General features: G+C 41.3%; 32 protein-coding genes and 1 pseudogene. 30 read left to right on the top strand and 3 right to left on the bottom strand.

Annotated elements, in window-relative coordinates:
• Positions 1-7: 7 nt before the first annotated feature.
• From QM406_RS02115 to groL, 22 genes and pseudogenes are all read left to right on the top strand, one after another.
• On the top strand, positions 8-976 hold the full coding sequence (locus tag QM406_RS02115) for a thioredoxin domain-containing protein (RefSeq protein WP_248034702.1): 969 nt from the start codon (positions 8-10) through the stop codon (positions 974-976).
• 52 nt (positions 977-1,028) lie between these two features.
• A pseudogene (locus tag QM406_RS02110) lies at positions 1,029-1,627 on the top strand (lysostaphin resistance A-like protein).
• Positions 1,628-1,788: 161 nt separating this feature from the next.
• Positions 1,789-2,583: a cell cycle regulator CcrZ gene (ccrZ, locus tag QM406_RS02105; protein WP_414273277.1), complete on the top strand. Its 795-nt coding sequence runs from the start codon at positions 1,789-1,791 to the stop codon at positions 2,581-2,583.
• On the top strand, positions 2,580-3,215 hold the full coding sequence (trmB, locus tag QM406_RS02100; protein ID WP_414273276.1) for a tRNA (guanosine(46)-N7)-methyltransferase TrmB: 636 nt from the start codon (positions 2,580-2,582) through the stop codon (positions 3,213-3,215). Before ccrZ ends, trmB begins: the two co-directional genes overlap by 4 nt.
• Positions 3,216-3,341: 126 nt before the next feature.
• Positions 3,342-3,821, top strand: a complete 480-nt coding sequence (rimP, locus tag QM406_RS02095; protein ID WP_000338687.1) for a ribosome maturation factor RimP — start codon at positions 3,342-3,344, stop codon at positions 3,819-3,821.
• 42 nt (positions 3,822-3,863) lie between these two features.
• Positions 3,864-5,000 carry a transcription termination factor NusA gene (gene nusA / locus QM406_RS02090; RefSeq protein ID WP_000032290.1) on the top strand — a complete coding sequence of 379 codons (1,137 nt, stop codon included), beginning with the start codon at positions 3,864-3,866 and terminating at the stop codon, positions 4,998-5,000.
• Positions 5,001-5,021: 21 nt separating this feature from the next.
• The gene (gene rnpM, locus QM406_RS02085) at positions 5,022-5,315 is read left to right on the top strand and encodes an RNase P modulator RnpM (protein ID WP_117305675.1); all 294 of its coding nucleotides are present in this window, start codon (positions 5,022-5,024) and stop codon (positions 5,313-5,315) included.
• Entirely contained in the window at positions 5,308-5,607 is a 300-nt protein-coding gene (locus tag QM406_RS02080) for a YlxQ-related RNA-binding protein (RefSeq protein WP_001041392.1), read from the top strand. Before rnpM ends, QM406_RS02080 begins: the two co-directional genes overlap by 8 nt.
• A gap of 16 nt (positions 5,608-5,623) precedes the next feature.
• Positions 5,624-8,377: a translation initiation factor IF-2 gene (infB, locus tag QM406_RS02075; protein ID WP_414273275.1), complete on the top strand. Its 2,754-nt coding sequence runs from the start codon at positions 5,624-5,626 to the stop codon at positions 8,375-8,377.
• Positions 8,378-8,628: 251 nt separating this feature from the next.
• On the top strand, positions 8,629-8,979 hold the full coding sequence (rbfA, locus tag QM406_RS02070; protein WP_049527021.1) for a 30S ribosome-binding factor RbfA: 351 nt from the start codon (positions 8,629-8,631) through the stop codon (positions 8,977-8,979).
• Positions 8,980-9,138: 159 nt separating this feature from the next.
• Positions 9,139-9,918 carry a hypothetical protein gene (locus QM406_RS02065; RefSeq protein WP_414273274.1) on the top strand — a complete coding sequence of 260 codons (780 nt, stop codon included), beginning with the start codon at positions 9,139-9,141 and terminating at the stop codon, positions 9,916-9,918.
• Position 9,919: 1 nt separating this feature from the next.
• Positions 9,920-10,102, top strand: coding sequence for a hypothetical protein (locus QM406_RS02060; RefSeq protein ID WP_414273273.1), 183 nt, complete (start codon positions 9,920-9,922; stop codon positions 10,100-10,102).
• Between the two features lie 329 nt (positions 10,103-10,431).
• A complete protein-coding gene (locus QM406_RS02055) occupies positions 10,432-10,665 on the top strand; it encodes a DUF1858 domain-containing protein (RefSeq protein ID WP_000368732.1) in 234 nt (77 codons plus the stop codon).
• Positions 10,665-11,999, top strand: a complete 1,335-nt coding sequence (locus tag QM406_RS02050) for a DUF438 domain-containing protein (RefSeq protein ID WP_414273272.1) — start codon at positions 10,665-10,667, stop codon at positions 11,997-11,999. Before QM406_RS02055 ends, QM406_RS02050 begins: the two co-directional genes overlap by 1 nt.
• 9 nt (positions 12,000-12,008) lie before the next feature.
• A complete protein-coding gene (locus QM406_RS02045; protein ID WP_373114988.1) occupies positions 12,009-12,263 on the top strand; it encodes a DUF1912 family protein in 255 nt (84 codons plus the stop codon).
• 75 nt (positions 12,264-12,338) lie between these two features.
• Positions 12,339-12,629 carry a DUF4651 domain-containing protein gene (locus tag QM406_RS02040; RefSeq protein WP_414273271.1) on the top strand — a complete coding sequence of 97 codons (291 nt, stop codon included), beginning with the start codon at positions 12,339-12,341 and terminating at the stop codon, positions 12,627-12,629.
• Positions 12,626-12,943, top strand: coding sequence for a thioredoxin family protein (locus QM406_RS02035; RefSeq protein WP_414273270.1), 318 nt, complete (start codon positions 12,626-12,628; stop codon positions 12,941-12,943). Before QM406_RS02040 ends, QM406_RS02035 begins: the two co-directional genes overlap by 4 nt.
• Positions 12,944-12,957: 14 nt before the next feature.
• Positions 12,958-13,584: a YtpR family tRNA-binding protein gene (gene ytpR / locus QM406_RS02030; RefSeq protein ID WP_414273269.1), complete on the top strand. Its 627-nt coding sequence runs from the start codon at positions 12,958-12,960 to the stop codon at positions 13,582-13,584.
• Between the two features lie 29 nt (positions 13,585-13,613).
• Positions 13,614-14,375, top strand: a complete 762-nt coding sequence (locus QM406_RS02025; RefSeq protein ID WP_414273268.1) for an SDR family NAD(P)-dependent oxidoreductase — start codon at positions 13,614-13,616, stop codon at positions 14,373-14,375.
• A 76-nt stretch (positions 14,376-14,451) separates the two neighbouring features.
• Positions 14,452-14,847: a single-stranded DNA-binding protein gene (locus QM406_RS02020; RefSeq protein WP_414273267.1), complete on the top strand. Its 396-nt coding sequence runs from the start codon at positions 14,452-14,454 to the stop codon at positions 14,845-14,847.
• A gap of 155 nt (positions 14,848-15,002) precedes the next feature.
• Positions 15,003-15,287 carry a co-chaperone GroES gene (gene groES, locus QM406_RS02015; RefSeq protein ID WP_414273266.1) on the top strand — a complete coding sequence of 95 codons (285 nt, stop codon included), beginning with the start codon at positions 15,003-15,005 and terminating at the stop codon, positions 15,285-15,287.
• A 15-nt stretch (positions 15,288-15,302) separates the two neighbouring features.
• Positions 15,303-16,922 carry a chaperonin GroEL gene (gene groL / locus QM406_RS02010; protein ID WP_414273265.1) on the top strand — a complete coding sequence of 540 codons (1,620 nt, stop codon included), beginning with the start codon at positions 15,303-15,305 and terminating at the stop codon, positions 16,920-16,922.
• Positions 16,923-17,020: 98 nt separating this feature from the next.
• Here groL and serS read toward each other — a convergent pair whose 3' ends face one another.
• The 3 genes from serS to QM406_RS01995 form a co-directional block, all read right to left on the bottom strand.
• Complete coding sequence (gene serS / locus QM406_RS02005) at positions 17,021-18,295, bottom strand: serine--tRNA ligase (protein WP_414273264.1); 1,275 nt, start codon at positions 18,293-18,295, stop codon at positions 17,021-17,023.
• A 213-nt stretch (positions 18,296-18,508) separates the two neighbouring features.
• Positions 18,509-18,880: a DUF956 family protein gene (locus tag QM406_RS02000; RefSeq protein ID WP_070460172.1), complete on the bottom strand. Its 372-nt coding sequence runs from the start codon at positions 18,878-18,880 to the stop codon at positions 18,509-18,511.
• A 2-nt stretch (positions 18,881-18,882) separates the two neighbouring features.
• Positions 18,883-20,247: an aspartate kinase gene (locus tag QM406_RS01995; protein ID WP_414273263.1), complete on the bottom strand. Its 1,365-nt coding sequence runs from the start codon at positions 20,245-20,247 to the stop codon at positions 18,883-18,885.
• 159 nt (positions 20,248-20,406) lie between these two features.
• Between QM406_RS01995 and QM406_RS01990 the strand changes: the two genes are divergently transcribed.
• From QM406_RS01990 to fabG, 8 genes are all read left to right on the top strand, one after another.
• Positions 20,407-20,967, top strand: a complete 561-nt coding sequence (locus QM406_RS01990) for a hypothetical protein (protein WP_414273262.1) — start codon at positions 20,407-20,409, stop codon at positions 20,965-20,967.
• A 110-nt stretch (positions 20,968-21,077) separates the two neighbouring features.
• Positions 21,078-21,863, top strand: a complete 786-nt coding sequence (locus QM406_RS01985) for an enoyl-CoA hydratase (RefSeq protein ID WP_414273261.1) — start codon at positions 21,078-21,080, stop codon at positions 21,861-21,863.
• Between the two features lie 92 nt (positions 21,864-21,955).
• Positions 21,956-22,390 carry a MarR family winged helix-turn-helix transcriptional regulator gene (locus tag QM406_RS01980; RefSeq protein WP_000386343.1) on the top strand — a complete coding sequence of 145 codons (435 nt, stop codon included), beginning with the start codon at positions 21,956-21,958 and terminating at the stop codon, positions 22,388-22,390.
• Positions 22,390-23,364 (top strand): beta-ketoacyl-ACP synthase III, encoded by a 975-nt coding sequence (locus QM406_RS01975; protein ID WP_414273260.1) that lies wholly within the window; start codon positions 22,390-22,392, stop codon positions 23,362-23,364. Before QM406_RS01980 ends, QM406_RS01975 begins: the two co-directional genes overlap by 1 nt.
• Positions 23,365-23,420: 56 nt before the next feature.
• On the top strand, positions 23,421-23,645 hold the full coding sequence (locus tag QM406_RS01970; RefSeq protein WP_060955323.1) for an acyl carrier protein: 225 nt from the start codon (positions 23,421-23,423) through the stop codon (positions 23,643-23,645).
• 115 nt (positions 23,646-23,760) lie between these two features.
• Positions 23,761-24,735: an enoyl-[acyl-carrier-protein] reductase FabK gene (gene fabK / locus QM406_RS01965; protein ID WP_414273259.1), complete on the top strand. Its 975-nt coding sequence runs from the start codon at positions 23,761-23,763 to the stop codon at positions 24,733-24,735.
• A complete protein-coding gene (fabD, locus tag QM406_RS01960; protein ID WP_414273258.1) occupies positions 24,728-25,648 on the top strand; it encodes an ACP S-malonyltransferase in 921 nt (306 codons plus the stop codon). The genes fabK and fabD overlap by 8 nt, the downstream gene beginning before the upstream one ends.
• Before the next feature lie 33 nt (positions 25,649-25,681).
• Positions 25,682-26,416: a 3-oxoacyl-[acyl-carrier-protein] reductase gene (gene fabG / locus QM406_RS01955; protein WP_414273257.1), complete on the top strand. Its 735-nt coding sequence runs from the start codon at positions 25,682-25,684 to the stop codon at positions 26,414-26,416.
• The last annotated feature ends 15 nt before the right edge of the window (positions 26,417-26,431 follow it).

The following is a 26,431-nucleotide window of genomic DNA, read 5'->3' as shown; positions in this document are numbered from 1 at the left end:
TATTCTTATGAAGAAACAAAAGATAAAATCACTATTACTTGTACCACTTGTATTTGCATCTATTACTACAGGTGTTGCATATGCAGAAGAACAGACTACTTCTTCCTCTATCCAGCCTAATGATAGTTCTGTTGTGGCACCAGATCTGCAATCGGGTACGGAAAATGTTGAGCATAAACCTTCCGTTGTAACTCCCGAAGAGTATGAGCAGAATGTTGCGGAATTTAAAAAGATAGATATTGAAGCCGTTCGTCAATCTTTTACAGAGGATCAATTGGAACATACTATATATTTTGGTAGAAAAACTTGTTCTCATTGTCGTCAATTTTCTCCTGAATTGAAAGAATTTAATAACTTAATTGAAAAGAAGTTAGAATATTATGATTTGGATGGTAAAGATTTTGACGGGGAAGCGAGAGAGTTTCTATTTAAAAAAGTCGGTATTCCAGGAACACCAACAATTTTGTATTTAAGAAACGGACGTCCGATATCTGGATGGGTTGGTGGCGGAGCAACTGCACAACAGGTTTATGATTATATGTACTCGAGAAACTCACCTAAGCAAACGGAAACAGTAGCATCTTCTGAGGATACAGTAACAGAAAGTGTCCGTGATGATAAAACAGGAGAGGTGGAGAATTCAAAGGAAAATTTAACTAATAATAGTGATAGTAGAGAACCATTGAAGAATAATATTCCTCCTTCTAACACTATAACTGTTCAGCCTGAAGATTTGGTAATGACAGATAAGAATAAGCGAGGAGATACATCTAAGACAATCTCTGAAAATACTGATAAGTTACAAACTTCTTTATCCGAAGTTAAGGGGAATGATTCTGCCTCCCAAACCATTCATTTGAGCAAACAATTACTGCCTAATACAGGAGAGGAAGAAAGTTACAATCTATTGCGTATAGCTGTTGCACTCTTAATTACTTCAGGTATGATCAAGTGGAAACAAAGAGTTCATAAATAAAAATTTTTGCCTCCTTATTTTGATCGACTTTTAAAGGAGAGAGGTTGTGCTTATGACTATTTTTAATAAATTTCATGCCTTTTGTTTTGGATTTTTAGTACTAATAATCGTAATTACAGTTCCTTATACGATTAACCATGGGGATTTTTTTCAAAATGAATCTGCATTGATTATTGTAAGTCTTCTTGTAACCGCGCTGAGTGTTTCTTATGCTAGAAAGTTTGAAATGATTTCTTTTGGGATGTTAAGCAAGAAACAACTTTTACTTTTCATTGCAATCTTTCTTCTAAGTGTGCTTGAGACGCTAGTTTATATTCATTTCTTCGCTGTTTCTTCTGGAGCAGGAGCTCAACACTTGGAGGAAGTCAGCAGAGGAATTTCTATGTCTTTGATTTTGACTACCTCAGTTTTTGGACCCATCCAGGAGGAACTCATTTTCAGGGGACTATATTTGAAAATTCTTGGTTAGGGCTTGTGCTAACTTCCTCTCTCTTTTCTTTCATGCATGGACCTTCTAATGTCCCTTCGTTTATTTTTTATCTACTTGGGGGCTTGTTACTGGGCTTTGCTTATAAAAAGAGCCAAAATCTATGGGTTTCTACTCTAGTCCATATGTTTTACAACAGTTGGCCACTCTTATTTTATTTATAAAAATCATGAAAGGTAAGTAGGAGATTGTGCTTACCTTTTTCTTTCTATAATGATAATCCAAACCACCCCAGAGGCTTTTATTTGAGAATCAGGTCGGGACTGGTTGACGAATAGCCTAAAAACTAGTAGAATAGTAAGGAAACTTTATACGGAGGAAAGAAATGGACTTGGGTGATATTGAGCTAACGCTGACCCCTATACCTGGGAAAAGCGGGAAAGCTTATATGGGAAGCTACCCTAATGGGAAGCGCGTCTTTATTAAAATGAACACCTCTCCAATCCTACCTGGTTTAGCCAAGGAACAAATCGCTCCTCAATTATTATGGACTCGCCGTTTATCGGATGGGCGTGATATGTGTGCCCAAGAATGGTTGAATGGTAAAATTTTGACCCCTTATGATATGAATCGCAAGCAGATTATCAATATTTTGAGCCGCTTGCATCGTTCGCGTCCTTTGATGACGCAATTGACTCGTTTGGGCTATTCTTTAGAAACACCTTTTGACTTGCTTCAGGTTTGGTTAAAAGATGCTCCAGAATCCTTGAAGAACAATCAATATCTAAGAATGGTAGTAGAGGATTTGCGAGGAAGTTTGCCAAACTTTAGGGAAGATTATGCAACGATCGTTCATGGAGATGTACGACATAGTAATTGGATTGAGACAGAGAGCGGTCTTGTTTATTTAGTGGATTGGGATTCCGTTCGTTTAACGGATCGCATGTTTGATGTGGCGCATATGCTATGTCACTATATTCCAGACTATCAGTGGAAAGAGTGGTTGACTTATTACGGTTACAAATACAACCAGACAGTCATCAGCAAACTATTTTGGTATGCTCAGTTATCCTTCTTGAGCCAGATTGCCAAATATTATACAAATGAAGATCTAGAAAATGTCAATCGGGAGATTTATGCCTTGCGTATCTTCCGTGACAAGTATGGAAAGAAGAGATGAGAGTTAGAAATCGTAAAGGGGCAACAGAATTACTAGAGGCTAATCCTCAGTATGTTGTCTTAAATCCTTTAGAAGCCAAAGGAAAATGGCGAGACCTCTTTGGAAATGACAATCCTATCCATGTTGAGGTTGGTAGTGGTAAGGGAGCCTTTGTGTCAGGTATGGCCAAGCAAAACCCTAATATCAACTATATTGGGATTGATATTCAAAAGTCTGTTTTGAGTTATGCCTTGGACAAGGTCTTGGAAGTTGCAGTCCCCAATATCAAGTTGTTGTGGGTTGATGGTTCAGATTTGACTGACTACTTTGAAGATGGTGAGATTGATCGCTTGTATCTAAACTTTTCAGATCCATGGCCTAAAAAGCGCCACGAAAAACGTCGTTTAACCTATAAGAGTTTCTTGGATACCTTCAAGCGTATCTTGCCTGAACACGGTGAGATTCATTTCAAAACGGATAACCGTGGCTTGTTTGAATATAGCCTAGTGAGTTTTTCTCAATACGGCATGAAGCTCAATGGAGTTTGGTTGGACTTGCATACCAGTGACTTTGAAGGCAATGTCATGACAGAATATGAGCAAAAATTCTCAAGCAAGGGTCAAGTCATCTACCGAGTGGAGGCAGAATTTTAAGAAAAAGCTTAAAATCAAGCCTTCTGAGTGCTTATACTTTACATAAGTAGTCAAAAGTGCTATACTGTAAGTAAGAATATGAGAAAGTGAGGCGGGGAAATATCTTCGCCTCTTGCTTATGAGGAGGTGGACGCAATCGCAACTATCGTAGAATTAGTCAGAGAAGTCGTAGAACCTGTCATTGAAGCTCCCTTTGAACTCGTGGATATCGAGTACGGAAAGATTGGCAGTGACATGATTCTTAGTATTTTTGTAGATAAACCAGAGGGAATTACCTTGAACGACACAGCGGACTTGACAGAGATTATCAGTCCTGTCCTAGATACTATCAAGCCAGATCCCTTCCCAGAACAATATTTCCTAGAAATCACCAGTCCAGGCTTGGAACGTCCTTTGAAAACCAAGGAAGCAGTCGCTGGAGCGGTTGGGAAATACATCCATGTTGGACTTTACCAAGCCATCGATAAGCAAAAGGTCTTTGAAGGAACCTTGCTAGCCTTTGAAGAGGATGAGTTGACTATGGAATATATGGACAAGACACGTAAGAAAACAGTCCAAATCCCATACAGTTTGGTGTCAAAAGCACGTTTAGCAGTAAAATTATAGTAAAAGAAAGGAAGCTTTTGAAGATTCAAAAGTGAATAGAAGATGAGTAAAGAAATGCTAGAGGCCTTCCGCATTTTGGAAGAAGACAAGGGAATCAAAAAAGAAGACATCATTGATGCAGTGGTGGAATCACTTCGTTCAGCCTATCGCAGACGCTATGGGCAGTCTGACAGTGTGGCCATTGATTTCAACGAAAAAACAGGTGATTTTACAGTTTATACTGTTCGTGAAGTTGTTGATGAAGTATTTGATAGCCGTTTGGAAATCAGCTTGAAAGATGCTCTTGCCATTAACTCAGCTTACGAGCTTGGGGACAAGATTAAATTTGAAGAAGCACCAGGTGAGTTTGGTCGTGTAGCAGCTCAGTCTGCCAAACAAACCATCATGGAAAAAATGCGCAAGCAAACACGTGCTATCACCTACAACACATACAAAGAGCATGAGCAAGAAATCATGTCAGGTACAGTGGAGCGCTTCGACAATCGCTTTATCTATGTCAACCTTGGCAGCATCGAAGCTCAATTGTCAAAACAAGACCAAATCCCTGGTGAAGTCTTTGCTTCCCACGATCGTATCGAAGTTTATGTCTACAAGGTTGAAGACAATCCTCGTGGTGTGAACGTCTTTGTAAGTCGTAGCCATCCTGAAATGATCAAACGCTTGATGGAACAAGAAATTCCAGAAGTCTATGACGGAACAGTTGAGATCATGAGCGTGGCTCGTGAAGCAGGTGACCGTACGAAAGTTGCTGTTCGTAGCCACAATCCAAACGTGGATGCGATCGGGACAATCGTCGGACGTGGTGGTGCTAACATCAAGAAAATCACTAGCAAATTCCACCCAGCTCGCTACGATGCCAAGAGCGATCGTATGGTCCCAATCGAAGAAAACATCGACGTTATCGAATGGGTAGCAGATCCAGCTGAATTTATCTACAACGCAATCGCTCCTGCAGAAGTTGACCAAGTTATCTTTGATGAAAACGACAGCAAACGTGCCTTGGTGGTTGTTCCTGATAACAAGCTTTCTCTTGCGATCGGTCGTCGTGGACAAAACGTTCGCTTGGCAGCTCACTTGACTGGTTACCGTATCGATATCAAGTCTGCTAGCGAATTTGAAGCCATGGAAGAAGCTGGTTCGGTAGATTTGGAAGCAGAAAACGATACTGTAGAAGAATAAAAGCTGCTAGAGGAGGGAAAGATGAAAACGAGAAAAATCCCTTTGCGCAAGTCTGTTGTATCCAATGAAGTGATTGATAAGCGTGATTTGCTCCGCATTGTCAAGAACAAGGAAGGACAAGTCTTTATCGATCCGACAGGCAAGGCCAATGGCCGTGGCGCTTATATCAAGCTAGACAATAAAGAAGCCCTAGAGGCGAAAAAGAAGAAGGTCTTTAACCGCAGCTTTAACATGGAAGTGGAAGAAAGCTTTTATGATGAGTTGATCGCTTATGTGGATCACAAAGTGAAAAGAAGAGAGTTAGGACTTGAATAAGCAAAAGATAAGTAATCTCTTGGGACTTGCTCAACGAGCAGGACGTATCATATCGGGTGAAGAATTGGTGGTCAAGGCCATTCAAGACGGCAAGGCTAAGATGGTCTTTCTAGCTCATGATGCTGGACCCAATCTGACCAAGAAGATTCAAGATAAAAGTCATTATTATCAAGTAGAAATTGTAACCGTGTTTTCAACACTGGAATTAAGCATAGCAGTCGGAAAATCGAGAAAAGTTTTGGCTGTGACAGATGCTGGATTTACAAAGAAAATGAGGTCTCTTATGGAATAGAAGAGGAGGACATGATTTGTCTAAGAAAAGATTGTACGAAATCGCAAAAGAACTTGGAAAAGAAAGTAAAGAAGTTGTAGCGCGTGCAAAAGAGTTGGGCTTGGATGTAAAAAGCCACTCATCAAGTGTGGAGGAAGCAGCTGCTTCAAAAATCGTAGCAAGTTTTAAACCTGCTCCTGCTCCAAAGGTAGAATCGAAACCTGTGGCTCCAAAGCCAGTTGTCACTAAGGAAGAGGCAAAACCAGCAACAGCTGTTGCCCCTAAAGAAGAAAAAGTGGCACCAGCAAAACCGCAGAGTCGAAACTTTAAGGCTGAGCGTGAAGCACGTGCAAAAGAGCAGGCTGAACGACGCAAGCAAAATAAGGGTAATAACCGTGACCATCAACAAAATGGGAATCGTCAAAAAAATGATAACCGTAATGGTGGTAAACAAGGTCAAGGCAATCGTGACAACCGTCGATTCAATGATCAAGGTAAAAAACAACAAGGTCAGCAAAATCGCGGGAATGACCGCCGCCAGCAAGAGGACAAACGTCCAAATCAAGCAGGCCCACGCATTGACTTTAAAGCCCGTGCAGCTGCTCTAAAAGCAGAGCAAAATGCAGAATATGCTCGTTCAAGTGAGGAACGCTTCAAGCAGTCTCAAGCTGCCAAAGAAGCCTTGGCTCAAGCAAACAAACGCAAGGAACCTGAGGAAATCTTTGAAGAAGCTGCTAAGTTAGCTGAACAAGCGCAGCCAGTTCAACCAGTGGTTGAAGTAGCTCCTGCAGCTAAAGAACCTGTAGTGGATACACGTCGTAAGAAACAAGCCCGACCAGACAAAGATCGTGATGATTACGATCACGAAGAAGATGGTCCTAGAAAACAACAAAAGAATCGAAGTAGTCAAAATCAAGTGAGAAATCAAAGAAATAGTAACTGGAACAATAACAAAAAGAATAAAAAAGGCAATAACAAAAACAACCGTAGTCAGGCACCAAAACCTGTTACAGAGCGTAAGTTCCATGAATTGCCAACAGAATTTGAATATACAGATGGTATGACCGTCGCGGAAATTGCAAAACGTATCAAACGCGAACCAGCTGAGATTGTTAAGAAACTCTTCATGATGGGTGTGATGGCGACACAAAACCAGTCCTTGGACGGTGAAACAATCGAACTCCTCATGGTAGATTACGGTATTGAAGCTAAACAAAAGGTTGAAGTGGACAATGCTGATATCGAACGTTTCTTTGCTGAAGAGGGTTATCTCAATGAAGATGAACTCGTAGAGCGTCCACCAGTTGTAACGATCATGGGACACGTTGACCATGGTAAAACAACCCTTTTGGATACCCTTCGTAATTCTCGTGTTGCTACGGGAGAAGCCGGTGGTATCACTCAGCATATCGGTGCCTATCAGATTGAAGAAAATGGTAAGAAGATTACCTTCCTTGATACACCAGGACACGCAGCCTTTACCTCTATGCGTGCGCGTGGTGCCTCTGTTACCGATATTACCATCTTGGTCGTAGCGGCAGATGACGGGGTAATGCCTCAGACTATCGAAGCTATCAACCACTCAAAAGCGGCTAATGTTCCAATCATCGTGGCTATCAACAAAATCGATAAACCAGGTGCTAACCCAGAACGTGTGATCGGTGAATTGGCTGAACATGGTGTTATGTCAACAGCTTGGGGTGGAGATTCTGAGTTCGTAGAAATCTCAGCCAAGTTCAACCAAAATATCGATGAACTCTTGGAAACTGTTCTACTTGTGGCTGAAATTCAAGAGCTCAAAGCTGATCCAACAGTTCGTGCCATCGGTACTGTTATCGAAGCTCGTTTGGATAAAGGAAAAGGTGCGGTCGCAACCCTTCTTGTTCAACAAGGTACTTTGAATGTCCAAGATCCAATCGTTGTCGGAAATACTTTTGGACGTGTCCGTGCCATGACCAATGACCTTGGACGTCGTGTGAAGGTTGCAGGCCCATCAACACCAGTATCGATCACTGGTTTGAATGAAGCGCCAATGGCGGGTGACCACTTTGCTGTTTATGAGGATGAAAAATCTGCGCGGGCAGCTGGTGAAGAGCGTGCAAAACGTGCTCTTATGAAGCAACGTCAAGCTACTCAACGTGTCAGCCTTGAAAACCTCTTTGATACCCTTAAAGCTGGAGAACTCAAGTCTGTTAACGTCATCATCAAGGCAGACGTACAAGGTTCTGTTGAAGCTCTTTCTGCATCACTTCAAAAGATTGATGTGGAAGGTGTTAAAGTTACCATCGTTCACTCAGCAGTTGGTGCTATCAATGAATCTGACGTGACTCTTGCCGAAGCTTCAAATGCCTTTATCGTTGGTTTCAACGTGCGTCCTACACCACAAGCTCGTCAACAAGCAGAAGCTGACGATGTAGAAATCCGTCTCCACAGCATCATCTACAAGGTAATTGAAGAGATGGAAGAAGCCATGAAAGGGATGCTTGACCCAGAATTTAAAGAAAAAATTATTGGTGAAGCGATCATCCGCGAAACCTTCAAGGTATCTAAAGTGGGAACAATCGGTGGCTTTATGGTTACCAGCGGTAAAGTTACCCGTGACTCTAAAGTCCGTGTTATCCGTGATGGTGTTGTTATTTACGATGGCGCTCTAGCTAGCTTGAAACACTATAAAGATGACGTTAAAGAAGTTACAAACGGCCGTGAAGGTGGTCTCATGATTGACGGCTACAATGATATCAAGATGGATGATGTGATTGAAGCTTATATCATGGAAGAAATCAAGAGATAAGGTTTTTGCTCCTTTCTTAGGTGGTGAGGGACACAAGCAAACCGATGGTTTCATTGCTTATTTTTGAGCCTAGAGTCCCCAAAATACCCAGTGATTGAATTGAATTATCAGTCCAATCACTTTCGCCACGGTGAAAGAAGCAGATAAGTTCAAATTGAACTTCGTTTCAATTTGAATTGAAAATCAATAAGTTTAAAAATAGCTAGGTCTGCTGGCCTAGCTTTTGGTTCAATTGAGAGAAAGGAAAACGCATGGCAAATCATTTCCGTACGGACCGTGTGGGCATGGAAATCAAGCGCGAAGTCAATGAGATTTTGCAAAAGAAAGTCCGTGATCCGCGTGTCCAAGGTGTGACTATCACTGATGTTCAGATGCTAGGTGATTTATCTATGGCTAAGGTTTACTACACTATTTTGAGTAATCTTGCTTCAGATAATCAGAAAGCTCAAGTCGGACTTGAAAAAGCAACTGGTACTATCAAACGTGAACTTGGTCGCAATTTGAAATTGTACAAAATTCCAGACTTAACTTTTGTCAAAGATGAATCCATCGAATATGGAAACAAAATTGATGAAATGCTACGCAATCTGGATAAACATTAAGCAGAAAGAGGGGAAACCCTCTTTTTTGTGTGTCTATAAGTAGGTCATTGTCTAGTCAGATTAGATGAGTAGAAATCAAGAAAATAAATCTTGAAAATATCATTTATTCCATAAATATGATAAGATAAAGCTTGATATGAATGAAAAACGGAGATAGAGATGGCTAAAGAAGATGTGGCGATGCATGTGTTGCAACAGGTAGTAAAACTTCCTGTCGTCAAAGTGAACCGGTCAAAATTTTTAATGGATAAATTCTCTAAGAAAGTGGCTTCAAAGGATATTCCTAGATTATTGGAAGAAGGGCCGACAGCTTTATTACCTAAGGAAACCTTAGATCAAGTGGCCAATGCCTGTATTAAAGATAATGTTTTACTGGCAAGTGGGACATCTGTTTTGGCAGGTTTGCCAGGAGGTATTGCCATGGCAGTTACCATTCCGACAGATGTAGCCCAATTTTACGCATTTTCATTAAAACTAGCCCAGGAGCTAGGCTATATTTACGGCTATGATGATCTCTGGGCTTCGCGAAATGAGCTGAGCGAAGAAGCTAAAAATACCCTCTTGCTCTATCTGGGAGTGATGTTGGGAGTAAATGGTGCGGGCGCTCTACTTCGTTCTGGTGGTGTTACAGTTGCTAAGCAAGTGATGAAAATTGTAAACAAAAAGGCTTTGACAAAGACTCTTTGGTATCCAATTTTGGAAAAAGCTCTGAAAATCTTTGGAGTGAATCTGACTAAGGGAGGATTGGCTAAGGGGATGGGAAAAGTTATTCCTATCTTAGGTGGAGTCCTATCAGGTGGCTTAACTTTTGCGACCATGAAACCCATGGGAGAAAGATTGCAAAAAGAATTGTCCAAATTGATTAACTACGATGAAGCACAATATCAAAGAGATGTTGCCACTATCCAAAAAGAGGTTAAAATCATCGAAGGAGAATGACATGGGGATCATAACAGTACTGGCCAAAACATACGGTAATTATCTTCTTACAAAGCAAGCTTTAAAAGTTGCAGAAACCATGAAGAAAGATGAAAATATAGTAGTTGGCTTAGGAAAATTATTTCTTGTAGATAAGCTTATGGATACAGCTACTTGGTTGATGAAGCCGGAGGATAAAGAATGAAATCTTTTTGGAGGCTCTTCACTCTTCTTTTTATAACACCAATTGTTGGTCTGATAAAAATACTCTGGTTCCTAATCTCTTTCGCCATCCAATTACTGTTTTACAAGATTCTTTTTAAGATATTAGACTGGTTTTTCAAAGTTCTCTAATAATCATGCTAGGGATACATTAAGACTTTGTGATATCACTAGGAAGAGCCGACATAGACATGAACAATGATTTTATAAGAAATAAACTAGCAAGACTTGTACTGCTAGTTTTTTTAATCATTGTCCTTATGGTATAATAAAAATAGCTAAATGATTAGAGATAGACTCATGGAGGTTCTCATGGACAATATAATCGATGTATCAATTCCAGTTGCGGAAGTGGTGGATAAACATCCAGAAGTTTTAGATATTTTGGTTGAGCTTGGTTTTAAACCTCTTGCAAATCCCTTGATGCGTAATACTGTAGGGCGAAAAGTTTCGCTTAAACAGGGTTCTAAACTCGAGGGAACTCCTATGGATAAGATTGTGCGTACGCTTGAAGCAAATGGTTACGAAGTGATCGGGTTAGACTAATGACAGATGAACGTATTCATATCCTGCGGGATATTTTATTAGAATTGCATCATGGAGCCTCTCCAGAGTCCGTTCAGGAACGCTTTGATGCAACCTTTACAGGTGTATCAGCTATCGAGATTTCCCTTATGGAGCACGAGTTGATGAACTCGGACTCAGGTGTGACCTTTGAAGATGTCATGGAGCTTTGTGATGTCCATGCCAATCTCTTTAAAAATGCTGTTAAGGGTGTCGAGGTTGAAGATACCGACCATCCAGGTCATCCCGTGCGTGTCTTTAAGGATGAAAATCTAGCCCTTCGTGCTGCCTTGATTCGTGTTCGTAGATTATTAGATACATATGAGTCTATGGAAGATGAGGAAATGCTTGCGGAGATGCGTAAGGGTTTGGTTCGGCAGATGGGACTTGTAGGTCAATTTGACCGTCACTACCAGCGCAAGGAAGAGCTCTTCTTTCCTATCATGGAGCGTTATGGACATGATTCGCCACCAAAAGTCATGTGGGGAGTGGATGACCAAATCAGGGACCTCTTTCAAATAGCCTTGGCGACAGCCAAGTCCCTACCAGAAGTGTCCATTAGCACTGTAAAGGCAGATTTTGAAGCTTTTGCGACAGAATTTGAGAGTATGATTTTCAAGGAAGAATCAATCCTTCTCATGATTCTGCTCGAATCTTTTACCCAGGATGACTGGATTCAGATTGCCGAGGAAAGTGACGCCTATGGATATGCCATTATCCGTCCGTCTGAGAAATGGATTCCAGAACGTCAAAGTTTTGTTGAGGAAAAAAGTGTAGAAGAACCAATTCAGCCAGAAACTGTAGATGGACAAGTTCAGCAAGTGATTGATACGCCAGAAGGCCAGCTTACCATCACCTTTACACCAAAGGAAAAGGAAACGGTGCTAGATCGCAATAGCCAGCAGGCTTTCGGCAATGGATATCTCTCAGTTGAACAGGCCAATCTCATCCTCAATCACCTCCCTATGGAGATTACCTTTGTCAATAAAGACGATATTTTCCAGTATTACAATGACAATACTCCAGCAAATGAGATGATTTTCAAGAGGACACCGTCTCAAGTTGGACGAAATGTCGAACTATGCCATCCCCCAAAATATTTGGAGAAAGTCAAAGCGATTATGCAAGGTCTTCGTGAGGGAACTAAGGATAAGTACGAGATGTGGTTTAAGTCCGAGTCACGAGGCAAGTTTGTCCACATCACCTATGCTGCGGTACATGATGAAAACGGGGAATTTCAGGGTGTGTTGGAATATGTTCAGGACATCCAACCCTACCGTGAGATTGATACAGACTTTTTCCGTGGATTAGAATAAGGAGAAAAAATGAGTTACGAACAAGAATTTATGAAGGAATTTGAAGCCTGGGTTAATACCCAAATCATGATTAATGATATGGCTCTTAAGGAAAGCCAAAAGGTTTATGAAGAAGATCAAGATGAGCGCGCTAAAGATGCCATGATTCGCTACGAGAGTCGTCTGGATGCCTACCAGTTCTTGCTAGGCAAGTTTGAAAACTTCAAGACAGGCAAGGGATTCCATGATTTACCGGAAGGTTTGTTTGGCGAGAGAAATTATTAATGTTTAGAAATTAGAAAGGGGAGAGGGACTCCCTTTTTCATTGTTCCTTGAGCCTTTTTGTGTTACAATGTTAGCATGAAAACGAAAAATATCATTAAAACAGGTTTGGCATTAGTAGGTCTTGGAGCACTTGCTTTTGGAGCAAAGAAAGTAGCTGATGAGCACAAGCTCATGAAGACACAAGAAGAGTTGACTGCTATTGTGCGTGACTCCTTTTCAGAGATGGGTGAAATTGCGACTCTCTATGTCCAAGTCTACGAAAGTAGCTTAGAGCGTCTCGTTGGTGGTGTCATGTTTGAAGATGGTCGTCACTATACCTTTGTCTATGAAGATGAAGATCTCATCTACGAGGAGGAAGTCTTATGATTTCTTCTAAGAGTATAGAAGAATTAGCAAATCTAGTAGAGCAGGATGGCAAGAAAGTCTTCCTTTTTGTTGCGGATTGGTGTGGCGATTGTCGTTATATCTACCCTGCTTTGCCAGAGATTGAAGAGTCAAATCCAGAGTTTACCTTTATACGAGTAGACCGTGATGAGTACATGGACTTAGCCAAACTTTGGGATGTTTACGGGATTCCAAGTCTTGTTGTCTTAGATAAGGACAAGGAGATTGGACGCTTTGTCAATCGTGACCGTAAAACCAAGGACCAAATTAACGAATTTTTAGCAGGATTAAAATAGGAGAAAAAGAAAGAATGATTTTTACATATAATAAAGAACATGTCGGCGATGTCCTTATGGTCATCGTAAAAAATAGTGGAGATGCCAAACTAGATGCTGAGCGTAAAGGCAATGTAGCACGAGTTTTTTTAAAGGAAACTGGTGAAACTGTCGCTTGGAATATTTTTGAGGTTTCTAGCTTGTTTGAACTTGAAGACCGTGGCCAAGTATTTTTAACAGACGACCAAGTAACTCGTTTGAACCAAGAATTGCAGGCTCAAGGGTTTACTGAAGAAATCATTAACGACAAGGAACCAAAATTTGTGGTTGGTGAGATTGTAGAAATGGTTGCACATCCAGATAGTGACCACCTCAATATCTGTCAAGTGGCAGTTGCGAGTGATAAGACAGTACAAATCGTTGCTGGTGCTCCCAATGCGCGTCTTGGTTTGAAAACCATTGTAGCTCTTCCAGGAGCTATGATGCCAAAAGGGAATCTCATTTTCCCAGGGGAACTTCGTGGTGAAAAGAGTTTTGGCATGATGTGTAGTCCTCGTGAATTGCATTTGCCAAATGCTCCACAAAAACGTGGTGTCATTGAATTATCCGAAGACCAAGTTGTTGGAACTCCATTTGACCCAGCAAAACACTGGACAGCTTAAATTTGTTAAGTTAGATAGGAGAAAGTAAGATGGCAAAAAATGTTGTGATAACAGGTGCAACATCAGGTATTGGTGAAGCTATTGCGCGTGCCTATCTAGAAAAAGGTGAAAATATTGTTCTCACAGGGCGTCGAACAGAAAGACTCCAAGCCCTAAAAACTGAGTTCGCAGAAGTCTTTCCAAATCAAAAAGTTTGGACCTTTCCTTTAGATGTTACGGATATGAGCATGGTTAAGACTGTCTGTTCAGATATTCTAAAAACTGTGGGTCAGATTGATATATTGGTCAATAACGCTGGGCTGGCTCTCGGTTTAGCTCCCTATCAGGACTATGAAGAGTTGGATATGCTGACCATGCTGGATACCAATGTCAAGGGCTTGATGGCAGTCACTCGTTGTCTCTTGCCTTCTATGGTGACTGCAAATCAAGGTCATATCATTAATATGGGTTCAACCGCAGGTATTTACGCCTACGCTGGTGCAGCAGTCTATTCAGCAACCAAGGCAGCTGTCAAAACTTTTTCAGATGGGATTCGGATTGACACCATAGCTACAGATATCAAGGTGACAACCATTCAGCCAGGAATCGTAGAGACTGACTTTTCTAAGGTCCGTTTCCATGGAGATGAGGCACGGGCTGCAACGGTCTATCAGGGACTTGAAGCCTTGCAGGCGCAAGATATTGCAGATACTGTAGTTTATGTGACCAGTCAACCTCGTCGTGTGCAAATCACTGATATGACCATCATGGCCAATCAACAAGCTACTGGATTTACGATTCACAGAGATTAATATTATTTTTAAAAAAGTTACAAATGTTGTAACTTTTTTTGATTTCCTTCGAATAGATAAGTAGGAGGATGAAAAAATGTATAATAAAGTTATTCTTATTGGAAGAATCGTGGCAACACCAGAATTGCACAAAACCAACAATGACAAGTCCGTTGCACGAGCAACTATCGCAGTGAATCGCCGTTATAAAGATCAAAATGGGGAACGTGAAGCAGACTTCATCAATATTGTGGTCTGGGGCAAATTGGCTGAAACCTTGGCTAGTTATGGAAGCAAGGGTAGTCTCATTTCTGTGGATGGGGAACTTCGTACCCGTAAGTTTGAGAAGAATGGCCAGACCAACTATGTAACAGAAGTTCTCTGTACAGGTTTTCAACTCTTAGAAAGTCGTGCCCAACGTGCTATGCGTGAAAATAATGCAGGACAAGACTTAGCAGATTTGGTCTTGGAAGAGGAGGAACTTCCCTTCTAAAATGAAAAGAGTTTGAGATTTTTCTCCAACTCTTTTTATGCTATAAATCAGACTTTTTTCTTGACTATTTTTGACCAAGTGATACAATAGAACTATGGTTTAGCACTCGTGTACAAAGAGTGCTAATAATATGATTGAATTATGGAGGAAAACAGATGTTGAAACCATTAGGAGACCGTGTGGTCTTGAAAATTGAAGAAAAAGAACAAACTGTTGGAGGCTTTGTTCTTGCAGGATCAGCTCAAGAAAAAACAAAAACAGCTACAGTAGTGGCTACAGGACAAGGCGTTCGTACCTTGAGTGGTGAACTAGTTGCTCCAAGTGTAAAAGTTGGAGATCAAGTTTTAGTCGAAGCTCATGCAGGTATCGAGGTCAAAGATGGTGACGAAAAATATATCATCGTGGGTGAAGCTAACATCTTAGCAATCGTTGAAGAATAATAGGAGAAAGTAAGTATGGCAAAAGACATTAAATTTTCATCAGACGCTCGTTCAGCTATGGTTCGTGGCGTTGATATTCTAGCAGATACTGTTAAAGTAACCTTGGGACCTAAAGGTCGTAACGTTGTGCTTGAAAAATCATTTGGTTCTCCATTGATTACCAATGATGGTGTAACAATCGCTAAAGAAATCGAATTGGAAGACCATTTTGAAAATATGGGTGCCAAATTGGTATCAGAAGTAGCTTCTAAGACGAATGATATCGCTGGTGACGGGACAACTACTGCAACAGTCTTGACACAGGCGATCGTTCGTGAAGGGATCAAAAACGTCACAGCAGGCGCAAATCCGATCGGCATTCGTCGTGGAATTGAAGCAGCGGTTGTTGCAGCAGTAGAAGCCTTGAAAAATAATGCAATTCCAGTTGCTAATAAAGAAGCAATCGCCCAAGTCGCTGCCGTATCCTCTCGCTCTGAAAAAGTAGGTGAGTACATCTCTGAAGCCATGGAAAAAGTTGGCAAGGATGGAGTCATCACCATTGAAGAATCACGTGGGATGGAAACAGAGCTTGAAGTTGTAGAAGGAATGCAATTTGACCGTGGTTATCTATCACAGTACATGGTCACTGACAATGAAAAAATGGTTGCAGACCTTGAAAATCCATACATTTTGATTACAGATAAGAAGATTTCAAATATCCAAGAAATCTTGCCACTTTTAGAAAGTATTCTTCAAAGCAGTCGTCCACTCTTGATTATTGCAGACGATGTTGACGGTGAAGCTCTTCCAACTCTTGTTTTGAACAAGATCCGTGGAACCTTCAACGTAGTTGCTGTTAAGGCGCCTGGATTTGGTGACCGTCGTAAGGCTATGCTGGAAGACATCGCGATTTTGACAGGTGGAACTGTTATCACAGAAGATCTTGGTCTTGAATTGAAAGATGCTACTATCGAAGCGCTTGGTCAAGCAGCTAAAGTGTCTGTTGATAAAGATAGTACAGTCATTGTAGAAGGTGCAGGTAATCCTGAAGCAATTGCTAACCGTGTTGCTGTCATCAAATCACAAATTGAAACAACAACTTCAGAATTCGACCGTGAAAAACTCCAAGAACGCTTGGCTAAATTGTCAGGCGGGGTAGCAGTTATCAAGGTCGGTGCTGCAACTGAAACTGAGTTGAAAGAGATGAAACTCCGCATCGAAGATGCCCTTAACGCGACTCGTGCAGCCGTTGAAGAAGGTATCGTTGCGGGAGGTGGTACTGCCCTTGTCAATGTTATCTCTGCTGTTGCTGCCTTGGAGTTAGAAGGTGATGAAGCAACAGGACGTAACATTGTTCTTCGTGCCTTGGAAGAACCTGTACGTCAAATCGCTTACAATGCAGGTTATGAAGGTTCAATTGTTATTGATCGTTTGAAAAATGCAGAGCTTGGAACAGGCTTCAATGCTGCAACAGGTGAATGGGTCAACATGATTGAAGCAGGAATTATCGATCCTGTTAAGGTTAGTCGTTCAGCCCTTCAGAACGCAGCTTCAGTAGCAAGTTTGATTCTAACGACAGAAGCAGTCGTAGCTAACAAACCAGAACCAGCTGCACCAGCGCCAGCTATGGATCCATCTATGATGGGTGGCTACTAAGAAATAAATAAAAACAGGTAGAATGAAAGATTTCTACCTGTTTCTTTTGAATTACTCAAAAAGAGGAAGCTCAGCCTCCTCTTTTTACATCTATTTAATTATGGTTTGATAACTTCAGCTCCACCCATGTATGGATGAAGAACTTCTGGAATGGTCACAGAACCATCTTCGTTTTGATAGTTTTCAAGGATAGCAGCGACTGTACGTCCAACAGCAAGTCCAGAACCGTTCAAGGTATGAAGGAGTTTCACTTTTCCATCGGCTTCATCACGGTAGCGGATTTGGGCACGACGAGCTTGGAAATCTTCTGTATTTGAACAGCTTGAGATTTCACGGTAGGTATTTTGCGCAGGAATCCATACTTCCAAGTCATAAGTCTTAGCAGCTGAGAAACCCATGTCTCCTGTAGAAAGAGCAACTACGCGATATGGAAGGTTGAGTTTTTGAAGGATGTTTTCAGCGTTGGCTGTCATCTTTTCTAGTTCTTCGTATGACTCTTCAGGTTTGGCAAATTTCACCATTTCAACCTTGTGGAATTGGTGCAAACGAATCAAACCACGAGTATCACGACCAGCTGAACCAGCTTCAGAACGGAATGATGGGCTCATAGCAGTAAAGTAGATTGGTAAGTCTTTTCCATCAAGAATTTCATCACGATAGTAGTTGGTCAGAGGAACTTCAGCAGTAGGAATGAGGACGTAGTTCGTATCTTTTAATTCAAACGTATCTTCTTTGAATTTTGGATATTGTCCTGTACCGAACATAGAATCATGGTTAACCATATAAGGTGTGATGACTTCAGTGTAACCTTCTTTTCCATGCTCATCCAACATGAAGTTGTAGATAGCACGTTCCAAACGAGCCCCAAGTCCTTTATAGAAGAGGAAGCGCGCTCCAGTTACCTTTCCACCACGTTCCCAGTCAAGAATACCAAGATCTTCACCTAGATCCCAGTGAGCTTTTGGTTCAAAGTCGAACTTGCGAGGAGTTCCCCAACGGCGAACTTCTACGTTATCATCTTCGTCTGCACCGATAGGCACGCTATCAGCTGGGATATTTGGAAGTGTAGTAGTAAATTCTGTTAATTTAGCATCGATTTCAGCCAATTCAGCATCAAGAGCTTTTACCTCGGCAGAGAGGGTTTGCATAGCTGCAATCTTATCGTCAGCATTTTCCTTGTTACGTTTAGCTTGTGCAATCTCAGCAGAAACTGTGTTACGTTCAGCCTTGAGGGTTTCAACCTTGACCAAGATGTCACGTCGTTTGGCATCGATTTCTTTCATCTCGTTCAAGATAGCAGCATCTACACCACGTGTAGCTAGTTTTTCTGCGACAGCATCAAAGTCTGTACGAATACGTTTGATATCTAACATATAAACTCCTTTATGAAAAAAGCACACCTGACAAAGCGTTGGAGTGGCAGGGCCACGGTTCCATCCAACTTCACAGGTGTGCACTTGATTCTGTATTTGATTTAAAACAACGGTAGAATTTCAATTAAATCTTCTATCTGCTCGCAGCACCCGCAGACTTTCTGAAAGAAGGAAGTAACCTACTTATCCGTTTCTATGATTATACTAAACTTTCTATTTTTTTGCAAATAGATTTTTAATTTTTCGACCAATGATTTGGACTAAGGTAGGAAGTTTGACTACCTTGTCATTTCCCAATTTTTCACGAGCTATTTTAAGTATTTTTCCAGAGTCTTTTGAGGCGAAGAGGAATTTTCCTTGGTCTGTAAAGACTTCAAAATGCCGACTAACCTTGCGGCCTGAAACATTGGCTCCGATTTGGTTAACGCTGGACCATGGGATTTGAATATAGTCCTCGACATTACGGTCTGCGTAAAATTCTAAAGCATGATCTCCGACCAGAAATTTTCCAACCTTTCCTGTAATGGAGAGATAGGAAGTTCCAGTTGTTTGTAAGTCGACGACCTTGTTGAGGGATTGTGCCATGTTTAGTCTTCCTTATTTTCACCGAAAAATGCTTGGTAGAGAGCTTTAAGAGCGGCTTTTTCTTGGTCTTTATGGACAACAAACATGATAGAAACTTCACTAGAGCCTTGTGACATCATTTGGATGTTGATGTTGTTTTCAGATAAGGCACGAGTGGCTGTAGCAGTTACCCCGATATGACGCTTCATTTTTTCCCCAACAATCATAATGATAGAGAGATCGTGTTCGATTTCAGCGTGGTCTACCTCTGCTTTTTGGACTAATTGACGAAGGATTTCTTCTTCCTTGATCGGAGTCAATTCTCGTGAACGTAAGATGATAGACAGGTCATCGATACCAGTTGGCATGTGTTCCCAACCAATATTAAGGTCCTCAAGGATCTGAAGAACTTTACGACCAAAACCGATTTCGCGGTTCATCAGATACTTAGACATATTAATGCTGACAAAGCCAGAATCACCAGCGATCCCAACAACTGGGAATTTGTCGCTGCTATGTTGTAGCACAATGCGAGTACCTGGGTGGTCTGGATTGTTGGTGTTTTTAATGACAAGAGGAATTTTCCCACGGTAGGCTGGTAGAAGTGCTTCATCGTGTAGTACAGAGAATCCAGCATAGGCCAATTCACGCATTTCACGGTAGGTCAATTCAGGGATAGAGTGTGGCTTATGGATAATACCAGGGTGAGCTGCAAAGATTCCGTCTACATCCGTAAAGTTTTCATAGAGGTCAGCCTTGACACCAGCAGCGATGATAGAACCAGTAATATCTGATCCCCCGCGTGAAAAGGTACAAATTTGATCTTCTTTCGTAACACCGAAGAAACCAGGGATAACAAGAACTTCTGAACTATTATTGAGTTCTTCAATTTTGTCATAACTTGAAGGGATGATACGAGCATTTCCAGGCTCACTAGTAACTACAATTCCAGCTTCTCTTGGATGGACATAACGTGCTTCAATTCCGTTTTGATTGAAGTAAGCAGCAATTAGCTTGGCATTATTATTTTCCCCTGCAGCCAGGAAGGTATCATAGAGAAACTTATTATCTTCAATTGGAAGAGTAGCTAGAGAGCGAATGCTTTTTGAAATTTTGTCTAAAACGGCTGGTTTAAGACCTAATTCGCTAACCATAGCAGCATAGCGATCAATAATCCAGTTTTGGCTTTTGCTAATATCATTTCCAGCCACATAGTCGCGGTAGTATTTAATCAAGGCATCTGTAACCTTAGTGTCTTCAGAATTACGTTTACCAGGGGCAGATACAACCACAAAACGACGTTCTGAGTCACTTTTGACAATATTTAAAACTTTTTCTAATTGGCTAGCAGAGGCAAGCGAGCTTCCACCAAATTTAACAACCTTCATAAGAACTCCTAAAGTAAGTATTTTATACGATTATAGCAGAAAGAGGGGCTTTTTTCAATCTGGAAAATATCCTATACAATTGTTTGAAAGTCTCATCAGGAAAGCTTATAATAAAGGTGTAGGAGGAAAGACTCTTCTAATGAAAGGAGTTGGGGGAAGATGATTAAAAGAGTAGTTTGTTTAATCTTACTAGTCCTTACCTTCGTGATAATTCCTACAAATATCGGAGCAAGTTCTCAACCTCTTCCCAGTGGTCGTTTGACGGGAGAAGAATTAGCGATGGAGTATGCTCAGGAGCGTCAGATTTCAGTTGAGAGGGCTAAAATTATCTTATCTATCGGCTTGTCAGATAGTAAGGCAAGGACCTATCGAATTCTCTCTGAAAAGATTATCGTTAATCCTGACTATGAAACTAGAGTCAAGTTTTATTGTCGAACAGATGAAAGTGGACAATTTAGAGGAATCACAAAACTCTTAGCTACAAGTCTGGTTAACAAGGACGGAGACAAGGAAGCTCCTTTTACAGGCAATCTTTTTGCCTACCTTGAAGATCCAAATCGTGTTTTTTACATGATTTCAGGAGAATTCTACCATAAAGGATCCAACCAAGAACAGCTCTATCAGAGAGAAGGAGGGCGAATGCTTGAAGTGATTTATGATTTCATGGATGATACAAATACTGGTTTTCCTGTATTTTTAGAGACCAGACTAAGATTTTAAAATCGGCCGAGACACTTTCGGTCGATTTTTATCTTGTTTAAAAAGCCGGAAAAAGATATAATTTGAAAATAAAATAATTTAAATATCATTGTAATTTGAAAGGAGTGGCTATGAATCATATTATCTATCAAGTTCAGGACGATCTAGCGATGCTTACTCTGAATCGTCCCGAGGTAGCAAATGGCTTTCATATTCCTATGTGTCAGGAAATTTTAGAAGCCTTAGAATTAGCTGAAAAAGATAGTGCTGTTTCCTATATTCTCATCAATGCAAGAGGCAAAGTTTTTTCTGTCGGAGGGGACTTGGTAGAGATGAAACGAGCTGTCGATGAGGATGATATTGCATCCTTGGCTCAGATTGCAGAATTAGTCAATGCCATTTCTTATAAAATAAAGCAAATTCCTAAGCCTGTCATCATGGAAGTAGACGGAGCAGTTGCTGGAGCTGCGGCTAATATGGCTTTAGCAGTTGATTTCTGTATTGCATCGGACAAGGCTAAATTTATTCAAGCCTTTGTAGGCGTGGGCTTGGCTCCAGATGCGGGTGGTTTATTCTTGCTGACACGATCGCTAGGAGCGACTCGGGCGACGCAACTTGCTATGACCGGTGAAGCTTTTACAGCTGAGAAGGCTTTAGAAGCAGGAGCTGTCTATCGTCTGTGTGCTAGTGAGCAACTGGAAAAGACAAGAGAGCAACTATTGAAGAAGTTGAGAAGAGGCTCTACTAACTCTTACGCAGCCATTAAGAAATTGGTCTGGGAGAGCGAGTTTAAGCAGTGGCATGAATATGCCAAATTGGAACTGGAGCTACAGAAAACTCTATCTTATACCGAAGATTTTAAGGAAGGTGTTCGTGCACATTCTGAAAGAAGACGTCCAAAATTTTTGGGGAAATAAGAAAATACTTGCGCAATTCTTTGAAGTTTGATATACTTTTTTTGTCAAATGTTTTGATAGTTAAACTTTTTTTGATGAGGGAGGGAAAAGAATTGGACTACCAACGGATCAATGACTATTTAACATCTATTTTTAATAACGTCCTGGTGATTGAGGAAGTGAGTTTGCGAGGTAGTCGTTTCAAGGACATCTCTATCAAGGAAATGCACACGATTGATGTGATTGGTAAGTTTCCAGATGTGACACCAAGTCAAGTGTCCAAAGAGTTGATGGTAACTCTAGGAACAGTGACAACTAGCTTGAACAACTTGGAACGAAAAGGTTACATCGAACGTTTACGTTCAGATCAGGATCGTCGTGTAGTACATCTGCATTTGACCAAGAAAGGTCGACTCGTACATCGTCTCCATAAACGTTTCCACAAGGCCATGGTCGAAAGAATTATCGAAGGCATGAGCCCAGAGGAAATGGACGTCATGAGTAAAGGTTTGACCAATCTTTATCAATTTTTGGAGGATTTGAAATAATGGCTTTTGCAAAAATAAGCCAGGTTGCTCATTATGTACCAGAGCAGATTGTCACAAATGAGGATTTGGCTCAGGTTATGGATACGAGTGATGAATGGATTTCAAGTCGAACTGGGATTAAGGAACGTCGCATTTCTAAGACAGAATCAACAGGAGATTTGGCAACGGCAGTTGCAAAACAACTCCTAGAGAAGTCAGGGATTTCTGCTGAAGAGTTGGATTTTATCATCCTAGCTACGATGACACCTGACTCAATGATGCCTTCTACTGCAGCACATGTACAGGCTCGTATTGGTGCTCGTAAGGCCTTTGCATTTGATCTAACTGCTGCTTGTAGTGGTTTCACCTTTGCCCTTTCAACTGCTGAGAAATTCATATCATCTGGACGATTTGGCAAGGGCTTGGTCATCGGTAGTGAAACTATGTCCAAAACCTTGGACTGGACAGATCGTTCAACAGCTGTCCTATTTGGAGATGGAGCTGGTGGCGTCTTGTTAGAAGCAAGCGATAAGCAACATTTCCTAGCGGAGAGTCTCAATAGCGATGGTTCACGTAGTGAGTGCTTGACCTATGGGCAGACAGGCTTGACTTCCCCATTTTCAGTTCAAGAAAAGCCAGACGCTTTCTTGAAAATGGATGGACGAGCAGTTTTTGACTTTGCAATTCGAGATGTTGCTAAGTCTATCAAAGAGACCATAGAGATGAGTCCTGTATCTGCAGAAGAACTAGACTATCTCCTGCTTCATCAGGCTAATAACCGTATCTTGGATAAGATGGCTAGAAAAATCGGTGTAGATCGTGATAAGCTTCCCGCAAATATGACCAAGTATGGAAATACTAGTGCGGCAAGTATTCCGATTTTACTTTCAGAGTGTGTAGAAGGAGGGCTAATCCGTTTGGATGGTAGCCAAAAAATACTCTTGTCAGGCTTCGGTGGAGGTTTGACATGGGGCACACTTGTTGTTACAATTTAGGTAATCATGTGGTGAACACATTGTTATAAAAACTATTTATTTTAAAGGAGTCTATCATGGCAGTATTTGAAAAAGTACAAGAAATTATCGTTGAAGAACTTGGAAAAGACGCATCAGAAGTAACACTTGAATCTACTTTTGATGATTTGGAAGCAGATTCATTGGACTTGTTCCAAGTAATCTCAGAAATCGAAGATGCTTTTGATATCCAAATCGAAGCAGAAGACAACTTGAAAACAGTTGGTGACTTGGTTGCTTACGTTGAAGAGCAAACAAAATAATTTAAATAAATGGAGAAGGAGTAGGGAAACCCGCTCCCTCTTGTTCAGGTAATAGTTTGACAGTCAAAGTATAATATAGTCGAACTATTACCTAAGCAAGACTCATGGAGGCGCTATGAAAACACGTATTACAGAATTATTGAATATTAAATATCCTATCTTTCAGGGAGGAATGGCCTGGGTAGCTGATGGTGACCTGGCGGGTGCTGTTTCAAAAGCTGGTGGTCTCGGAATCATTGGTGGAGGAAACGCACCTAAAGAAGTTGTTAAAGCTAATATCGATAAGATTAAATCTTTAACAGATAAACCTTTTGGTGTTAACATTATGCTTCTGTCTCCATTTGTAGATGATATTGTTGACCTCGTTATTGAAGAAGGGGTTAAGGTAGTCACAACTGGTGCAGGAAATCCAAGCAAATACATGGAGCGATTCCACGAAGCGGGGATTACCGTTATTCCTGTAGTCCCAAGTGTAGCTTTGGCTAAACGCATGGAAAAAATCGGTGCAGACGCTGTTATTGCAGAAGGTATGGAAGCAGGTGGACACATTGGTAAATTGACAACCATGACCTTGGTTCGTCAAGTTGCGACGGCTGTTTCAATTCCTGTTATCGCTGCTGGTGGTATTGCAGACGGTGAGGGAGCTGCAGCTGGATTTATGCTTGGTGCAGAAGCTGTGCAAGTAGGAACTCGTTTTGTAGTTGCTAAAGAATCTAACGCTCATCCAAACTATAAGGCTAAGATTTTAAAAGCTCGTGATATTGATACAACGATCTCAGCACAACATTTTGGACACGCAGTTCGTGCCATTAAAAACAAATTGACTCGTGATTTCGAGCAAGCTGAAAAAGATGCCTTCAAACAAGAAAATCCAGATTTAGAAATTTTTGAACAAATGGGCGCAGGAGCCTTAGCTAAGGCTGTTGTCCATGGTGATGTGGATGGCGGTTCAGTGATGGCTGGTCAGATTGCAGGTCTGGTTTCGAAAGAAGAAACTGTTGAAGAAATCTTAAAAGATATTTACTACGGTGCAGCTAAGAAAATACAGGAAGAAGCCGCTCGTTGGGCAGGAGTTACAAGAAATGACTAAAACAGCCTTTTTATTTGCAGGTCAAGGAGCCCAGTACCTTGGAATGGGACGTGAACTATACGACCAATATGCTATCGTCAAGGAAACAATCGACCAAGCTAGCCAGGTCTTAGGTTATGATCTTCGTGACTTGATTGATAACGATGAAACGAAGCTACATCAGACTCGTTACACACAACCAGCTATTTTGGCTACATCCGTTGCTATTTACCGACTACTAAAGGAAAAAGGTTACCAGCCTGATATGGTGGCAGGTTTGTCTCTTGGAGAATACTCTGCCTTGGTGGCCAGCGGTGCCTTGGATTTTGAAGATGCGGTAGCCTTGGTTGCTAAGCGTGGCGTCTATATGGAAGAAGCGGCTCCTGCTGGCTCTGGCAAGATGGTGGCAGTTCTTAATACACCAGTAGAGGTCATTGAGGAAGCCTGTCAAAAAGCTTCTGAACTTGGAGTGGTTAACCCAGCCAACTATAATACACCTGCACAAATCGTGATTGGTGGAGAAGGGGCTGCAGTTGACCGAGCTGTAGAACTCTTGCAGGAAGCTGGTACCAAACGCTTGATTCCTCTCAAGGTATCAGGTCCCTTTCATACCGCTCTCCTTGAGCCTGTTAGCCAGAAACTAGCTGAAACTCTGGCTCAGGTAAGTTTTTCAGATTTTATTTGTCCCCTAGTTGGCAATACAGAAGCTATAGTCATGCAAAAAGAAGATATTGCTCAACTTTTGACGCGTCAGGTCAAGGAGCCAGTTCGTTTTTATGAAAGCATTGCAGTTATGCAAGAAGCGGGCGTAACCAACTTTATCGAGATTGGTCCTGGAAAAGTCTTGTCAGGATTCGTTAAAAAGATTAATAAAACAGCTCAACTTGCTAATGTGGAAGATCAAGCAAGCTTAGAAGCACTTCTAGAGAATTAAATTTCATGAGGTAGAAGTTCTGAAAGGAGAAACATGAAACTAGAACAGAAAAATGTCTTTATTACAGGCTCAAGTCGAGGAATTGGTCTCGCCATTGCTCATAAATTTGCCAGCTTGGGAGCCAATGTTGTTTTGAATAGTCGTGGTGAAATCTCCGAGGAACTTCTTGCCGAATTTAAACCATACGGGGTGAAGGTTCTTGCTATTTCTGGTGACGTGTCTGATTTTGCGGACGCAAAACGTATGGTAGACCAAGCCATTGAAGAGCTGGGTTCAGTTGATGTCCTCGTTAATAATGCTGGGATTACTCAAGATACTCTCATGCTCAAGATGACAGAAGAAGATTTTGAGAAGGTCTTGAAAGTCAATTTGACAGGGGCTTTCAATATGACACAATCAGTCTTAAAACCGATGATAAAAGCACGCGAAGGTGCTATCATCAATATGTCTAGTGTTGTTGGTCTCATGGGAAATATCGGTCAAGCCAACTACGCCGCATCCAAAGCTGGTTTGATTGGATTTACTAAATCAGTAGCACGTGAGGTTGCCAATCGCAATATCAGGGTTAATGCTATTGCACCTGGGATGATTGAATCGGATATGACCGCAGTCTTGACAGATAAAGTAAAGGATGCCATGTTGGCACAAATTCCGATGAAACAATTTGGCCAAGCTGAGCAGGTTGCTGATGTGACAGCCTTTCTGGCTAGTCAAGATTATCTAACAGGACAAGTCATTGCAATTGATGGTGGACTAACTATGCAATAAGAGTTAAAATAGAGG

The organism is Streptococcus infantis (assembly GCF_047465035.1).
Classification (GTDB): Bacteria; Bacillota; Bacilli; order Lactobacillales; family Streptococcaceae; genus Streptococcus; species Streptococcus infantis_T.
This window is presented reverse-complemented; position numbering and strand designations above follow the sequence as displayed.

What these genes read in the sequence shown, in the direction of transcription:
- QM406_RS02115 (WP_248034702.1), top strand. Translation starts at nt 8, where the DNA reads ATGAAGAAACAAAAGATAAAATCACTATTACTTGTACCACTTGTATTT.
- ccrZ (WP_414273277.1), top strand. Translation starts at nt 1,789, where the DNA reads ATGGACTTGGGTGATATTGAGCTAACGCTGACCCCTATACCTGGGAAA.
- trmB (WP_414273276.1), top strand. Translation starts at nt 2,580, where the DNA reads ATGAGAGTTAGAAATCGTAAAGGGGCAACAGAATTACTAGAGGCTAAT.
- nusA (WP_000032290.1), top strand. Translation starts at nt 3,864, where the DNA reads ATGAGTAAAGAAATGCTAGAGGCCTTCCGCATTTTGGAAGAAGACAAG.
- rnpM (WP_117305675.1), top strand. Translation starts at nt 5,022, where the DNA reads ATGAAAACGAGAAAAATCCCTTTGCGCAAGTCTGTTGTATCCAATGAA.
- rbfA (WP_049527021.1), top strand. Translation starts at nt 8,629, where the DNA reads ATGGCAAATCATTTCCGTACGGACCGTGTGGGCATGGAAATCAAGCGC.
- QM406_RS02065 (WP_414273274.1), top strand. Translation starts at nt 9,139, where the DNA reads ATGGCTAAAGAAGATGTGGCGATGCATGTGTTGCAACAGGTAGTAAAA.
- QM406_RS02060 (WP_414273273.1), top strand. Translation starts at nt 9,920, where the DNA reads ATGGGGATCATAACAGTACTGGCCAAAACATACGGTAATTATCTTCTT.
- QM406_RS02055 (WP_000368732.1), top strand. Translation starts at nt 10,432, where the DNA reads ATGGACAATATAATCGATGTATCAATTCCAGTTGCGGAAGTGGTGGAT.
- QM406_RS02050 (WP_414273272.1), top strand. Translation starts at nt 10,665, where the DNA reads ATGACAGATGAACGTATTCATATCCTGCGGGATATTTTATTAGAATTG.
- QM406_RS02045 (WP_373114988.1), top strand. Translation starts at nt 12,009, where the DNA reads ATGAGTTACGAACAAGAATTTATGAAGGAATTTGAAGCCTGGGTTAAT.
- QM406_RS02040 (WP_414273271.1), top strand. Translation starts at nt 12,339, where the DNA reads ATGAAAACGAAAAATATCATTAAAACAGGTTTGGCATTAGTAGGTCTT.
- QM406_RS02035 (WP_414273270.1), top strand. Translation starts at nt 12,626, where the DNA reads ATGATTTCTTCTAAGAGTATAGAAGAATTAGCAAATCTAGTAGAGCAG.
- ytpR (WP_414273269.1), top strand. Translation starts at nt 12,958, where the DNA reads ATGATTTTTACATATAATAAAGAACATGTCGGCGATGTCCTTATGGTC.
- QM406_RS02025 (WP_414273268.1), top strand. Translation starts at nt 13,614, where the DNA reads ATGGCAAAAAATGTTGTGATAACAGGTGCAACATCAGGTATTGGTGAA.
- QM406_RS02020 (WP_414273267.1), top strand. Translation starts at nt 14,452, where the DNA reads ATGTATAATAAAGTTATTCTTATTGGAAGAATCGTGGCAACACCAGAA.
- groES (WP_414273266.1), top strand. Translation starts at nt 15,003, where the DNA reads ATGTTGAAACCATTAGGAGACCGTGTGGTCTTGAAAATTGAAGAAAAA.
- groL (WP_414273265.1), top strand. Translation starts at nt 15,303, where the DNA reads ATGGCAAAAGACATTAAATTTTCATCAGACGCTCGTTCAGCTATGGTT.
- serS (WP_414273264.1), bottom strand. Translation starts at nt 18,295, where the DNA reads ATGTTAGATATCAAACGTATTCGTACAGACTTTGATGCTGTCGCAGAA.
- QM406_RS02000 (WP_070460172.1), bottom strand. Translation starts at nt 18,880, where the DNA reads ATGGCACAATCCCTCAACAAGGTCGTCGACTTACAAACAACTGGAACT.
- QM406_RS01995 (WP_414273263.1), bottom strand. Translation starts at nt 20,247, where the DNA reads ATGAAGGTTGTTAAATTTGGTGGAAGCTCGCTTGCCTCTGCTAGCCAA.
- QM406_RS01990 (WP_414273262.1), top strand. Translation starts at nt 20,407, where the DNA reads ATGATTAAAAGAGTAGTTTGTTTAATCTTACTAGTCCTTACCTTCGTG.
- QM406_RS01985 (WP_414273261.1), top strand. Translation starts at nt 21,078, where the DNA reads ATGAATCATATTATCTATCAAGTTCAGGACGATCTAGCGATGCTTACT.
- QM406_RS01975 (WP_414273260.1), top strand. Translation starts at nt 22,390, where the DNA reads ATGGCTTTTGCAAAAATAAGCCAGGTTGCTCATTATGTACCAGAGCAG.
- QM406_RS01970 (WP_060955323.1), top strand. Translation starts at nt 23,421, where the DNA reads ATGGCAGTATTTGAAAAAGTACAAGAAATTATCGTTGAAGAACTTGGA.
- fabK (WP_414273259.1), top strand. Translation starts at nt 23,761, where the DNA reads ATGAAAACACGTATTACAGAATTATTGAATATTAAATATCCTATCTTT.
- fabD (WP_414273258.1), top strand. Translation starts at nt 24,728, where the DNA reads ATGACTAAAACAGCCTTTTTATTTGCAGGTCAAGGAGCCCAGTACCTT.
- fabG (WP_414273257.1), top strand. Translation starts at nt 25,682, where the DNA reads ATGAAACTAGAACAGAAAAATGTCTTTATTACAGGCTCAAGTCGAGGA.